Source organism: Vicingus serpentipes, assembly GCF_007993035.1.
In the GTDB taxonomy this organism is placed as follows: domain Bacteria; phylum Bacteroidota; class Bacteroidia; order Flavobacteriales_E; family Vicingaceae; genus Vicingus; species Vicingus serpentipes.
Genome location: NZ_VOOS01000007.1, coordinates 20,447 through 35,156 on the forward strand (window position 1 = coordinate 20,447; position 14,710 = coordinate 35,156).

Here is a 14,710-nt window from a genome sequence, read left to right on the forward strand (position 1 = left end):
CAATATTAATAGGTTTTTTTAACTTCTAAAATAAAACATTCACATTTGTTCTCTTCTACTACTTTCTTTTTATTGTTAGCTTTGTAATCTTAAAATTTATTAAGACTATAAATGAATTTACTTTTTAACTTATTCAATCATAAAAGGTACTCTTTATTGTATTTTTATGCCTTATTCTTTTTGATTCTTTCTGGAGCAATTCGTATCATTTTTTATTTTTGGTCTATACAAGATATTGATTTTTCAATCATTAATTTAATTCGAATTATTTTCACTGGTTTATTTTTTGATGTAGGAACAATCTCTTATTTCTTAATTCCTTACACCCTATACCTTTTTGTATTACCCAATAAACTAATAGGTGGAAAAATAGATAAAAGCATAACTTATTTTTCTTATGCTTTAGGACTAATCATTTTTACTTTTTCATTTTTAGCGGAATTTACCTTTTGGGAAGAGTTTAAGACTCGATTTAATTTTATTGCTGTTGATTACTTAGTCTACACTTACGAAGTTGTTGAAAATATCAATCAATCTTATCCTATGCCAATATTAATAAGTGGCATTCTATTAATTGTTGGAATATTCATTTTTATTACTGCAAAGCTTAAAGTTTTTAATGCCGCATTTTCAAATACAACACCACTTAAACAACGTATACCAATAACAGTTTTAGTAATTTCTACTTCTATTTTATTTACTTCTTTCATTAGCAATAAAAATGCTGAATGGTCAATTAACAGATATGAAAATGAATTAAGTAAAGCTGGTATTTATTCTTTTTTTGCAGCTTTTAGAAATAACGAATTAAGTTACCCTGATTTTTATATTACTCAAGATATTGATAAGTCATTTAAAACCATAAAAAATATTACGTTAGCTAAAAACGAATCTTATATACCAAACAATAATTTAGGTTTAAAAAGGCAAGTAAAAAATGTTGGAGAAGAACTAAAACCAAATGTAGTTTTTATTTGTATTGAAAGTTTTAGCGCTTCCTATATGAAACGTTTTGGAAACCAAGAAGGAATAACCCCTTACTTAGATTCATTAGCACAACACAGCATCTTTTTTACCAACTTATTTGCAACAGGAACAAGAACTGTAAGAGGGATGGAGGCGATAACACTTTCTGTTCCTCCTTCACCTGGAAGAAGCATTGTAAAAAGAACTGAAAACACAGATTTATTCAACATTGGAAGCATATTCAAACAAAAAGATTATAAGAATGTTTTCTTTTATGGAGGAGATGGTTATTTCGACAATATGAATCAGTTTTTTGGAGGTAACGGTTTTGATATTGTTGATAGAGGCCGAGGTTATTTAATGGGTGATGAATTTACATCTAAGCGAACTAATATAGAAGACAACGAGGTTCAATTTGAAAATGCTTGGGGTGTTTGTGACGAAGACATCTATAATAAAGTATTAAAAGAAGCAGATTTAAACTACCAACAAAATCAACCTTTCTTTAATTTCATCATGACTACTTCAAATCATAGACCTTTTACTTACCCTGAAGGAAGAATAGATATACCCTCTAAAACTGGGAGAGGTGGTGCTGTAAAATATACTGATTATGCTATTAATGATTTTATAAAAAAAGCGCAACAAAAACCATGGTTTAAGAATACTGTTTTTGTAATTATGTCTGACCATTGTGCTTCAAGTGCAGGAAGACAAGAATTAGATGCATCAAAATATCATATTCCTGCTTTAATTTATAATCTACCAATTGATAGTGCTTATGAAGTAAATAAAATGTGTTCTCAAATAGATTTATTCCCTACTGTTTTTGGTTATTTAAATTGGTCTTATTATACTCAGTTATTTGGTAGAGATGTTAATTTAATGGAAGCTAAAGATGAAAGAGCTTTTGTAGGGAATTATAGAAAAATGGGCTACTTAAAAGGGGACAACCTTACCGTCTTAGGAGACCAAAAAGTAGCAAACTTCTACATTTGGAATAGAGCAACTAATGATTTAAACCTAACCGATAAAAATAAAACCTTAATAGAAGAAGCTATCTCCTTCTACCAAGGACAAGATTATTTATACCAAAATGGTTTGTTAAAAATAGATAAGTTGCTTCCTTAATCTATTGCTATTGCAGAAATTTCTACATTTACATTTTTAGGAAGACATGCAACTTCTACAGTTTCTCTAGCTGGAAAATCACTTGAGAAATAACTTCCATAAACTTCATTTATTTTTCCAAAATTATTCATATCCGAAATGAATATGGAACATTTTATCACATTAGAAAAATCCATATCAGCTGCATTTAGAACAGCTTTTAAGTTTTCCATTACCATTTTAGTTTCATTCTCTATTGTATCCATCACTAATTCATTGCTTGATGGATTTATCGCTATTTGTCCGGAAGTATATAAAGTATTACCAACTTTTATTGCTTGATTATATGGTCCAATTGGAGCTGGTGCATTTGATGTATTGATTATTTTTTTCATAGTCTGTTTTTTTTATAAAAGTATAAAACAAAAAAAGAGCTTTATTAAATAAAGCTCTTTTTCTTAAAAAATTATGTTGCTTTTATTTTACAATTTTATTTGAATAAGATGTTTCCTCATTTCTTAATGAGATAAAATATATCCCATTAGCTTGAGAAGCTAGGCTAATGAATTTTCTAACATTAGATTCTTCAACATTTAGTTGTTCTTGATAAACAACCTGACCAACAGTATTATATACAGATAGATCATAAATCCCTTTCTCTAAATCTTTTAAATTCATTTCTAAATTATTTGAAAACGAATTAAAGTAAGATTTAATACCTGATGAATTAGATGATAAATCATCGATTCCTGTACATAAATTAACATCGGCTAAAACAGGCGTCCTAGGGCTTGTACAATCAGGTCCTTTTACTTGCCAATCATAGAAATAATAATAGTATGATAATCCAGCACTACTGTTTTTTATTGATCCTAATCCATTAATTGAATATGGATAATTAACACCTGCATTATTCCGATATAAATCTTTTGTAGTTGATCCACCAGACAACACTAATTGGTAATCAGTTCCTGGAGGAACAGTAAATAACAAATAAAAAGTTTTTAAGCCTGCAGAAACACTTTGAGTCTTACTTCCTATTACTGTTCCAAACTTATCTTTTAACTGAACCGTCCTAGGTCCAGATGACTGAGCATAAACTTGAACTGTTTGAATAAACATTTCTTGATAAACATCAAAAACTAAATATTGTTCGTTATCTAGATAGTTACCTCCTCCTGAGTTATCTAATTTTCCTAAACTTTCTAATTGTGCCTCAATTACATCTTCAACATAATAAGTTGTAGGTGCATTTAATATAGGTGTATTGTAAGAATTTCCAGTAGTTAAAACCGTTGTACTTGATGGAGAATCATACCAATTTAACAAACCTGTTCCAGTTGCTGTTAAATTTGCTGGGTTACCCTCACAAATACTATCTCCTTGTACAACTGGAGCATCAGGCATATTTATGTAGATATAATTAGATTTTGTTTCTATTCCTGAACCAATCAAATTAGTTGCTGTTAACTGAACAGTATATAACCCTGGAGAAGTATATATGTGAGTAGGGTTTTGAGAAGTGGAATTAGTTCCATCACCAAAATCCCATTGCCAATCAGTAGGTCCATTTGATGATAAATCTGTAAAATTAACCTCTCCTGTACAAGTAGTATCTGCATCAACAATAAAATCAACAGTTGGAGCTGCTGTAGCAACATCACATGACCATTCTATTTCAAAACCAGATTCTTCTAATCCTCCATCAGATAAAAATGCAATTGTAATAGCACTACCTGAAGATGAAATTGTAGCTGCTGGTAAATTATTATTACAAAAAGTACCAATTAATGGAGATGAAGTTGTTGGCCCATCGTAAATTTTAAGATTATCATAATTACATATCGTTCCTCCTTGATCTCCCGCTTCAACGTCAAACAAATTAATAGTTAAATTAACCTGCCCTGCTCCTGTTGGAGCTATTGTAACTTGAGATGTTTGATTAGCACCATATAATGAACATGGCCCGCCACTATCAAAAAGAGTTCCTGAACACTCAGTAATTGTTGAACTTCCTGAAGCTGCCATTACTGTTGTACATGCCAAATTTGAGTCAATATTTATGTAAGCAGTTTTTATTTCTATATCATTTCCACAAGTAGCACCGCCATCAACAAATAATTCAACAGTATAAGAACCATAAGCATTATAAGTATGAGATGGAGATAAAGCAACACTGGTTCCTCCATCACCAAAATCCCAATCAAAAGTATTTCCGTTTACACTATTATTTGTAAAATCTACTGTAAATGGAACAGTACAAGATTCAACTAAACAAGCTTCAAAATCGCTAGCTGTAAAAGGTTGGTATTGTGCTCCCACTCCAACTGCATACCATGCATTTGTAACAGATTCTACTTGCGAAGTACAACCACCAAATAAATCAATTGTTGATTGAATAGAAAAAAACCTTGCATCAGCATAATTTGAATTTGTTGTTAAATAAACTGTTAAATTTCTATATGCAATATCTCCTGCCACATCTAAACCTAAGGCATTTACGGTATATGTATCACCATTATCATTTGTTCCTGAACCTCCATCAACTAATAATACATACCAAAAATTTTGAACACCGCTATTTGTATGGACACCACCATTATCTCCTCCTGCTAAATCAGCCCAAAAACTACCAAAATAAGTATCAGGGTCTCCTTTAGAGTTAGGATTAGCCATATTTCTAATTCCAGTGCCTCCTAAATCTTCACCCATAACCCAATTTGCTTGAGCTGGACGAGCTATATATTCTACTGATACACCAAAAATATCACTAAACGATTCATTTAAAGCACCTGATTCTCCTTGATAAACCAAATTAGCTGTAAATGTTGTTAAGCCATGAGTAACCTCATGACCCGCTATATCTAAAGCTGTGAAAGGAGCATTTCCACTACTTCCATCACCATAAGTCATTCGTTGGCCATCCCAAAAAGCATTGCCATAATTTTGATCATAATGAACATAACTATCTAATCTAAACCCATTGTTGTCTATACTGTTTCTTCCATGCTCATTTAAGTAATAGTCATAAGTCATTTCTGCTCCCCAATGTGCATCTGTAGCAAACTTATTTACTCCTCCAAGATTCCACGTTGCGCTATTGTTTGTAAAATCTGTAGCTGCTCCATAACTCGTCCCTTCATTACAATTAAAAGTTCGCACACCATTACCTCTTCCTGTTTCTTGCAATCTATAAACTCCTCCGCCAGTGTTATCACTAGTCATTGTTTGAGTACCACTATAACCTGTTACTGCTGTTCCAACTTCATCAACATGGTGAATTTTATTCTCAGACCAAAGAACTTCTCCGTTTATTGCATCGATATAAACTTCTTGACGAGACATTGGCTGATGAGCATATATGTTAAACTTATAGGCAAGTTTTAATTCACTTGATATTTCTCCACCTTTTGAAATCAACACTAAATCAGCTTTTGGGTAATAAGTAGCTTCATTGTTATCAGAAGCCCACTTTAAATGTTTCTCCTCTCCCTCTAACTCCCACTTGTAAGTTTCTGCACCAACAAAAACTAACGCACTAGATAATGCAGATTCTTCATTAATAGAGTTTGTTAAAGTATTTATCTCCTTATCAAACAATTCTCCATTCATAGACTTTATCAATCCATTTTGAGTATGAACAATAAACATACTCAAACCAACAGGTATATTATTAATAGTTTGACGATATCTATAATGAGTAAAACCTAAATTATCAGTTTCTACATTAATTAAATCTAATCCATAGTTATAATCCAATGGATAAAAATTATTTAACCAAGAATTTAATTTATCAAAAGGCAATTCCTTTCCTTTTCTAAATTTTACATAATTAGGTATCGTTGAAAAATCTTTAAATCGAACAACTTCAGCTCCACTAACCTTATCGTTAGCTCTTTTACCATATAGTTCGATTGATTTTGCTTGAATAGCTCCATAAGAATAGAATGCTATTAAAACAGCAATTAATTTACGCATATTAAAATTTGTGTTTAGTTAGTTGAAGCTAAAATTAACATTTTAACATATGACTAATAAATACAAGTTGCTTTATTATTGGAAAGTTGACTTTCGAATCAGAGTCTTTATTTTTAAAAAAAATAATCGTTTTTTGTTTAATATTTAACTATAAAAAGAGTACTTTTGTAGCATAAATTTAAATTAATCTTTAAACTAATAATTATGAAAAAAAATTACTTTTTTGCTAAAGCATTTGCTGTTGCTGCCTTAGTTGGTATTGCAGGAAGTGCTAACGCACAAGTTTTCTTTACTGAAGACTACGAAGGAACACTAGGTGCTAACGGATTACCAGATGCTCCTAATGCTTTTACAGAAACAGGACTTAGTACTGATGGTATTTGGGCTGTTGGAAATGAAACTGCAGCTTCATCTACTTATTACACTGTTACTGCTGGTACAGGTAACTTTGCATTCACTAATGATGATGCTTGTAACTGTGATAAATCTGACGATAAAATGATTTTACCTGCTCAAGATTTTGCTACTGCATCTGGAGGAGTAGGTTCTATTGCTTTATCATTTGATAAATTTTTCAATGCTGAATATGGTGGTATTGGTACTATCGAAGTTAGTATTGATGGTGGTACTTTATGGACTACAGCTGGTACTTTAACTGCTGATGCAGGTTGGGTAAATCAAGTTGTTGATTTAGGTGCTTACCTTAATGAATCAAATGTATTAGTTGCATTTAAATATAATGATGATGCAGGTTGGGCTGCAGGAATGAATATTGACAATGTTCAATTAGAAGCTACTACTTGTGTTACTAATACAGCTGTGCTAGCATTACAATCTGAATATTCTCAATATCCTCTTACTCAAGTTGAGAATATAGTTGCAGGTGCTACTGTTAATAACTTAGGTGCTGATACAGTAACAAATGTTAATGTTACTGTTAATGTTTACAATGCAATTACTGCTGCTTTAGAGTACACTGAAAATTCAACTGCTGTTGCTTCAATGATACCTGGAGCTAATGGTACTTTCTCATTTACTACTGGATTTACTCCTTCTGCTGTAGGAACTTATGCTGTTGAGTACATTTCTACTAAAGATCAAGCTGATTGTGTTGAATCAAATGATACAGCATACTACTTTGTACAAGTAAGTGATTCTGTATACGCTAGAGATAATGCTGATTTAGGTGCAACTCTAGGTACTGCTGGAATTGGTAACGGTACTGGTGGTGAATTAGGTCAAGCATATGAAATTATTAATGATGACACATTAACAAGTATCCATGTTTTCATTAGTAACAATGATGGTGCTTTAAACGGTCAACAATTAACTATTAATGTTTATGATATCGTTGGTGGACAACCAACTAACATTTTAGCTACAACTATGACTCCAGTACTAGACAGTGCTACTAACAAGAACTCTATCTTAGATTGTCCTTTAACTCAATCTTTACCTTTAGGTCCTGGAAATTTCTTTGTAAGTGTTGTTGAAACTGCAAACAGTATTCAAATGGGTACTACTCAAAACAATTACACAAATGGTCCTATAATGGTAAACGCAGCTGGTATAACAACTGGTTTTGTTGAACAATCAACTGTTTATTCTGGTGCATTTGTATTCGTATTGAGACCAGTATTTGGAACAGTAACTAACTCTTTAGTTGGTATTGCTGAATCTAAAGAAGCTACTTTCGAAGTTATGCCTAATCCAGCTGTTGATAACGTTATGGTTAGAAACATAGATGCTGGTAATACTGTTGAAGTATACAATAACTTAGGTCAAGTTGTATTCTCAACAATTGCTAATGCTAAAAATGTAAATGTAAATGTATCTAATTTTGATAATGGTATTTATACTGTTAAAGTTATTGGAGCAACTACTTCTACATCAAAATTTGTTAAGCAATAATTAGCTTAAAAAAAATAGAAAAGGCTCTACATATATGTAGAGCCTTTTTTTTTTACATTAAAAATTACTAAGCTATTTATAGCTTTCTTTACTTTTGTTTTTATTAATTATTATTTACTATGAGATTACTTTTTATTTCAATCCTATTAATTTCTTTCTGTGCATGTAAAACTAACGAGAATGGGACAAAGATTAGTGTATTAAAAGAATATCAAAAAAGAGGAACAGTATTGAGTCTTCCAAAAAAAACAACTAAGGGAACTGTATCTGATAAAGAGTATTATTTTAGAACAGATAATATAAACTACTTCATTAAGTTTAGTGAAAGCTATATAACAGCTTTAGATTTAAATAAATATGTAAATCAAACGATAGTAATAAAAGGATCTATTAAAAATGGTTTATGGGAACCAAAGCAACCGCAAGCTATAACTTCTGCAAAACAGCCAGAAAAAGCCCGCTCAGGACCTTATATTACAATAGAAAGAATATATAAAAATAAAAAATAAGGATAAAAAAAGCTCCAATTCGTTTATTGGAGCTTTTTTTTTTACAATTAGTTCTCTAAACTACCTTTTTATTATTTTTCTAGTATTTTGACCTATAGAAACGAAATATAAGCCTGATTTTAAATTAGAAATATCAATTTGAGCAACAAAACTACTTTCATACACCAATTGACCCGAGATATCATAAATACGAACAAAATCAACGTCCAATTGATTAATTTCAATTCTTAAAACGTCATTTACTGGATTTGGACTTAAATTAAAAGAATCAAACTCTTTAAAATCTTTTACCCCTGTAGTTAAACAATCTGTTAAATCCGGATTTAATTCGATTGGTAAGCCCGGAGTAAGATCCTTACCCGAAAAGGCTAAATAACTTGGCTCATACCTTAAAGCCCTAAATACATTTCTATTTCCAATAGGAATATCACCTTGTGACAAAATACCACCATTGGTTACAGGGCTCCAATACTCCCAAACAATATCCTCATTAGTATCGATCTCGAACAATCTCGCATCTCTCCCTTGACAAATCAATGTATTACCATTTGGCAAACGCTGAGCTCCAGAAATATTAGGTGAATAAAAGTCTGTTGGATTTGGTGCTACATAACTCCATTCTGGAAAATCAGGTCCAAAAGTAGTATCAGCTTCCAATATATAATTACCAAAAGCATCAGTTAAAGGATCTATAATATCAATAGATGAATAGTTGCCTGCTGGACGACCATTTCCGTTATTGTAAATCATTATTTTACCTCCATCAACTAAAGAATCTGCAATCCATTGTACATTATGGTTACTATAATTAATGCGGTCTAAAGAGTCTCCATGATTATATGATTCTGGATTTCCATATCGGTATAAAATATCACCTCCCTTACCCATTAAACCTCCAGAACTCGAAGCAGCTTCGAGCGTACTTGTAGAATGATCTATAATAATGAATTCATTAAAAAAGTTTAAACTTAAAATTATTTGATCTAAATCAGCATTATAATCAATTGCATTAGCATGAGCCCAATCTGCTTTATTTTTAGGCGCATAATTCAAATTAAAGAGCTCAGGATGCTCTTCTACAACACCAAAATTTGGTTTTGTATTGTCATAATCCTGAATTAAATGATCCCACATGTGCCATTCCCATACAATTTCTGCACTATCAAATCCAATAGGCTTAATCTCAATTATTTTTTCAGGCCAAAGCGCATTTTCAGCTAACAAAGAAGTGTCTCTTCCTGCATCAATAGATTCCTGCTTTGTTTTTAATTCAAATGCAATGGCTAAAATATTTCCGTTAGGTAATAATGCTACATCGTGATGTAAAGATTGCAATGTATCTGAATAAAAAAATTGCCAATTTAAATTTCCTTGCCAATCAAAAATTTCAAGTAAACCACCTCTTCCTCCGGCATTAAAAAAAGTTACTGGAGTTTTTCCACAACGAATCAACCCTCCATCATCTAATAAATAAACTGAATTTCCAGCTCCATACTCACTGTTCCACTGATTTACGACTTGACCACAATTATCAATTAAATAGGTTATCGTGTCTCCAGTATATGCAAATAATGTATAACCATCCTGAGCATCTAAGCTGTTGAAAATGGTACCGACTGTATTTTGAGATTTTAGCGATAAAACAGAACCAACTAAAAATGTTAACACAAAAAATATTTTCTTAATCTTCATAATAAATTATTTTACTCAAAATTAATGCTTTACCTACAAATATCCTAAATTGATATTTTAATAACTAAAAAAAAGCAGCTAAATGATTAGCTGCTTTTTTTTAGGTTTTTAAATTTATTTCACCAAAATTATTTAACTGGTAATACTTTTGCTTTAACTTCACCAAAACCTATTCTAATACCATCTTTTTCAGCATAACCTCTCATAATAACTGTATCATTATCATTAATAAATTTACGTTCTGTACCATCAGTCATTTTAACAGCTTTTGTTCCTTTCCAGCTTATTTCCAACATAGAACCAAATTCACTCTCCTTTGGGCCACTAATAGTTCCTGAGCCCATACAATCACCAACTTTAATATTACAGCCATTTATAGAATGATGTGCCAACTGTTGATTCATATTCCAATACATGTATCTGTAATTTGATTTTGAAACAATAGTTTCTTCTGTATTTTCAGGCTTTATAGCAACTTCAAGGTTTATATCTACATGCTTATCTCCTTTATACTCTAGATAAGGTAACACTTTAGGTTCTTGAACTGGACCTGATACTCTAAATGGCTCTAAAGCATCTAAAGTTACAATCCAACAAGATAAATGAGATGCAAAATTTTTCCCTAAAAAGGGACCTAATGGCACATATTCCCAACCTTGAATATCTCTAGCACTCCAATCGTTTAATAATGCCATTCCAAAGATATATTCATCTGCCTCATCTGTTGATATAGAATCTCCTATAGGCTTACCTTCATATGTAAAAAAAGCAGTTTCTAATTCAAAGTCTAACAAATTAGACTGACCAAATGTTGGCATTTCATCTGTTGGAGCTTTTCGCTGCCCTTTTGGTCGATGAAAATCAACACCTGAAGGTAAAATAGAACTCGAACGACCATGATAACCAACCGGAATATGTTTCCAGTTTGGTAATAATGCATTGTTTGGGTCTCTAAACAAACAACCTACATTAAAAGCATGTTGCTCACTAGAATAAAAATCTGTGTAATCCCCTATTGATATAGGCATTAACATTTCAACTTCTTTATTATTAATTAAAGCTTTTTGTAATTCAGCGTTATTAGAAGCCTCAGTATTAGTCGATACAAAAATGTCTGAAATTTCATTTCTAACATCTCTTGTAACTTGCTTTCCTAAAAGCATAAAATCATTCAATCTACATGAGATAAAAACTTCTGCATCTATATTAAAATAACCTAATTTTGCTACTTTATATAAATTGATAACAGTATCTCCAATTCGAGTAGCAACAAAAACTTCATTATTATGTTTTGCTACGCCAAAAGGTATATTTTGGATCGGAAAATCTGAATTTTCAGGTACTTCTATCCAACTTTTTAAAGTTGAATTGTTTGCTTTAATCATAATTTACAATTTTTCGCCTTCCATACGGAAGAAATAATTTTTATTTTAATTTATTACTGATTCTTCCATTTTAAATAATGGAAGATTGCTCATTAATTCATTTACTTCATTTCTAACTTCTTCAATAATTTCTTCATTGTCCTTATTAGTAATTACTTTATCTATTAGTTCTACTATTTTAACTATTTCTGCTTCCTTTACTCCTCTAGTTGTAATAGCAGCTGTTCCTACTCTAATTCCAGATGTTACAAATGGCGATTTGTCATCAAATGGAACCATATTTTTATTCACTGTAATATCAGCTTCAACTAAAACATTTTCAGCTTCCTTTCCAGTAATATTTTTACTTCTTAAATCAATTAACATGCAATGGTTATCAGTTCCTCCTGAAACAACACCATAACCTCTTTTCATCAATTCTTCCGCCATTACTTTTGCATTCTTCATCAATTGAATACAATATTCCATATAACCATCAGATAATGATTCTTTAAATGCAACTGCCTTTGCAGCAATTACATGTTCTAAAGGGCCGCCTTGTGTTCCAGGGAAAACAGCGGCATCTAATAACTGGCTCATCATTTTAGTTTCACCCTTTGGTGTTTTTAATCCCCATGGATTTTCAAAGTCTTTCCCCATCATTATCATACCACCTCTTGGTCCTCTTAATGTTTTGTGTGTTGTTGTTGTTACAACATGACAATGAGGCATTGGATCATTTAACAACCCCCTAGCTATTAAACCTGCTGGATGAGAAATATCTGCCATCAAAAGTGCTCCAACTTCATCAGCTATAGCTCTCATTTTTTCATAATTCCAATCTCTAGAGTATGCAGAAGCTCCCGCAATAATTAATTGTGGTTTTTCTTTTTTTGCTGTTTCTTCTATAATAGAATAATCAATTTGTCCTGTTTCTTTATTTACACCATAAAAACTTGTTTGATATAATTTTCCAGAAAAGTTAACAGGTGAGCCATGAGTTAAGTGCCCTCCGTGAGAAAGATCAAACCCTAAAATTTTATCTCCAGGTTTTAATACTGCCAGCATTACGGCAGCATTTGCTTGCGAACCTGAGTGAGGCTGAACATTTACCCATTCAGCATTAAATAATTCTTTAGCTCTTTCACGAGCTATATCTTCAATTTCATCAACTACTTCACAGCCTCCATAATACCTTTTAAAAGGTAATCCTTCTGCATATTTATTGGTTAAAATGCTTCCTTGCGCTTTTAACACATTTTCACTTACATAGTTTTCTGATGCGATTAATTCTACACCTTCTTTTTGTCTGTGATGTTCATCTTGAATTAAATCAAAAATTTCGTTATCTAAATTCATTTAATGGAATAAATAGTTATAAAAAAACAAAGGTAGGACAAATCCATTTTAATCCATAAAAAAAAGGCTGAGATATTCAGCCTTTTTTTTATTATATATAATAAGTAATATACTAATTATTGTACAACAATTTTACCGTTAGAAATTATTTCATTTTCTGAAACAATTTGATAGTTGTATATACCTTGAGATAAATCACTAATATTTAAATTAAGATTATTAGTACCTTGATTAACAATAAGATTTTTCACAATAGCTCCTAATTGATTAGTAATTAGAATTGTTGAATTTTGCTTAGTATTTTCCTTAAAAGTAAATGTTAAATTATCTTTAGCTGGATTTGGATAAACCTTTACATTTGAATTACCTATAAATTCGTTTACTGATGTTGGTAAATCAGATTTAGTAATATGTAATATCAAAAATGGTTCTTCAATTGTATTATCAATATATAGTGTTTTAGAAACTGTATTATTTATTACAGGAGTAATCTCACCTGTAGATAAATCTTCTAATTCAAATTCATGATTTGGAAGAATATTTTCAAATCCATTTATTAACAACTCATAATCTCCACTAATTCCTACTTTAACTCTTACAGGTATAGAGATTGATTCTCCAACTCCTAATTGACTAATAGAATTAGAATATAAATCTTTACCATCATTAGTAACTAATGAAAGACTTGGAACCTCCCATGGGTTAGGCGTAAACAACTTTATATTATCATAATCCTCATCATAAAACTCAGATGAATTTTCATCTTCATATAAATAAGCTTTATCGTAAAATGAATTTATATTTGAAAAGATATTTAACATAATAGCCTCATCAAAGGTTTTAAAATGACCTGTAGTAGCTGTAGTTTTTGCAGTTTGAGGAATTGTAACAGAAGCACCTCCCGATGAAGCTTTAACCCAAAATCCTTGACCAGATGCAATTTGTGAAGCAGTAACATAATTACCTCCAATAGATAAAACATATGGAGCACCTTTGGTAATATTTGATCTACTGCAAGACGCCCAATTAATTGTTGAAGGATATGGATTACCAAGTAAAACCCATCCATCATCAGCACCACAAGAATAAGAACAATTTACATTCAATGTTACAGAATTAGCATTATTAGGTGCTCCAGTTACCGCTAGTGTTTGCGAAACACCAAGCTGATCAACATAAGTTAAATAACCTTTACCATTAGTAAGAGAACTAGCTGCATTATAACCATTATCTAAGGAACCAATTTCAGCTTCATTATAATCATAAACAGAAACAAAAACTCCACCTTGTGCAGCATCATCAAAACCAATTCCACTTGTATAAATGTCATCATCCCAGTCTGCAAGAGTTGAACCCACAACAGGAGGCGCTAATGTTCGCCATGTTGCAGGTGCTGTTAAATCAGTTTCTACAGTAAAATTACTTCCTGTAATTGTTCCTGTAGATGAATTTCCAAGAGAAGCTCCTGCAGGTAGGGTAACACCTCCCCCAGCTGTAGATACGTCAAGTGTAGCGCCACTTGTAACTATAAGAGTACCATTCACGGTTAAAAGACCTGAAGAAATACAACTTAGTTGAGCAGAAGCTCCGGTTACCGTCACATCATTTACTGTCTCAGTTGAATTAAGAAAAGCAGAAAATCCGGCTGGTATAATTACATTGTCTAAAGGCCCAGGAATTCCATCCGGATTCCAATTACCTGGTTGATTCCAAGCAGGAAAAAAACCACCATCATCCCAAATATAAGTTGTTTGTGAAAAACCAATAGTAGTTAAAAACGCTAATGGTAAAAAAAGTAAATATTTTTTCATAATAATTAAT

At 31.5% G+C, this 14,710-nt stretch carries 9 protein-coding genes; 3 read left to right on the forward strand and 6 right to left on the reverse strand.

Annotation, left to right across the window (positions count from 1 at the left end; translation table 11 throughout):
- Positions 1–111: 111 nt before the first annotated feature.
- Positions 112–2,097: an LTA synthase family protein gene (locus FRY74_RS12495; RefSeq protein WP_147102125.1), complete on the forward strand. Its 1,986-nt coding sequence runs from the start codon at positions 112–114 to the stop codon at positions 2,095–2,097.
- Here FRY74_RS12495 and FRY74_RS12500 read toward each other — a convergent pair.
- Together FRY74_RS12500 and FRY74_RS12505 are read right to left on the reverse strand one after the other, a co-directional pair.
- Positions 2,094–2,471, reverse strand: a complete 378-nt coding sequence (locus FRY74_RS12500) for a RidA family protein (protein ID WP_147102127.1) — start codon at positions 2,469–2,471, stop codon at positions 2,094–2,096. The two genes, FRY74_RS12495 and FRY74_RS12500, sit on opposite strands and share 4 nt — an antisense overlap.
- Before the next feature lie 82 nt (positions 2,472–2,553).
- Positions 2,554–6,054 carry a M4 family metallopeptidase gene (locus tag FRY74_RS12505; protein WP_147102129.1) on the reverse strand — a complete coding sequence of 1,167 codons (3,501 nt, stop codon included), beginning with the start codon at positions 6,052–6,054 and terminating at the stop codon, positions 2,554–2,556.
- A gap of 204 nt (positions 6,055–6,258) precedes the next feature.
- Between FRY74_RS12505 and FRY74_RS12510 the strand changes: the two genes are divergently transcribed.
- Both FRY74_RS12510 and FRY74_RS12515 read left to right on the forward strand, forming a co-directional pair.
- Complete coding sequence (locus tag FRY74_RS12510) at positions 6,259–7,965, forward strand: T9SS type A sorting domain-containing protein (protein WP_147102130.1); 1,707 nt, start codon at positions 6,259–6,261, stop codon at positions 7,963–7,965.
- A gap of 119 nt (positions 7,966–8,084) precedes the next feature.
- Positions 8,085–8,474, forward strand: coding sequence for a hypothetical protein (locus tag FRY74_RS12515; protein WP_147102132.1), 390 nt, complete (start codon positions 8,085–8,087; stop codon positions 8,472–8,474).
- Positions 8,475–8,534: 60 nt separating this feature from the next.
- Here the strand turns inward: FRY74_RS12515 and FRY74_RS12520 are convergent, their stop codons facing one another.
- From FRY74_RS12520 to FRY74_RS12535, 4 genes are all read right to left on the reverse strand, one after another.
- Positions 8,535–10,166, reverse strand: coding sequence for an aryl-sulfate sulfotransferase (locus FRY74_RS12520; RefSeq protein WP_147102135.1), 1,632 nt, complete (start codon positions 10,164–10,166; stop codon positions 8,535–8,537).
- A gap of 128 nt (positions 10,167–10,294) precedes the next feature.
- Positions 10,295–11,554, reverse strand: coding sequence for a fumarylacetoacetase (fahA, locus tag FRY74_RS12525; protein WP_394344904.1), 1,260 nt, complete (start codon positions 11,552–11,554; stop codon positions 10,295–10,297).
- Positions 11,555–11,596: 42 nt separating this feature from the next.
- A complete protein-coding gene (gene glyA, locus FRY74_RS12530; RefSeq protein WP_147102139.1) occupies positions 11,597–12,889 on the reverse strand; it encodes a serine hydroxymethyltransferase in 1,293 nt (430 codons plus the stop codon).
- A gap of 116 nt (positions 12,890–13,005) precedes the next feature.
- Positions 13,006–14,700 carry a T9SS type A sorting domain-containing protein gene (locus tag FRY74_RS12535; RefSeq protein ID WP_147102141.1) on the reverse strand — a complete coding sequence of 565 codons (1,695 nt, stop codon included), beginning with the start codon at positions 14,698–14,700 and terminating at the stop codon, positions 13,006–13,008.
- Positions 14,701–14,710 lie beyond the last annotated feature (10 nt).

Coding starts and splice junctions, on each gene's coding strand:
- FRY74_RS12495 (WP_147102125.1), top strand. CDS start 112: ATGAATTTACTTTTTAACTTATTCAATCATAAAAGGTACTCTTTATTG.
- FRY74_RS12500 (WP_147102127.1), bottom strand. CDS start 2,471: ATGAAAAAAATAATCAATACATCAAATGCACCAGCTCCAATTGGACCA.
- FRY74_RS12505 (WP_147102129.1), bottom strand. CDS start 6,054: ATGCGTAAATTAATTGCTGTTTTAATAGCATTCTATTCTTATGGAGCT.
- FRY74_RS12510 (WP_147102130.1), top strand. CDS start 6,259: ATGAAAAAAAATTACTTTTTTGCTAAAGCATTTGCTGTTGCTGCCTTA.
- FRY74_RS12515 (WP_147102132.1), top strand. CDS start 8,085: ATGAGATTACTTTTTATTTCAATCCTATTAATTTCTTTCTGTGCATGT.
- FRY74_RS12520 (WP_147102135.1), bottom strand. CDS start 10,166: ATGAAGATTAAGAAAATATTTTTTGTGTTAACATTTTTAGTTGGTTCT.
- glyA (WP_147102139.1), bottom strand. CDS start 12,889: ATGAATTTAGATAACGAAATTTTTGATTTAATTCAAGATGAACATCAC.
- FRY74_RS12535 (WP_147102141.1), bottom strand. CDS start 14,700: ATGAAAAAATATTTACTTTTTTTACCATTAGCGTTTTTAACTACTATT.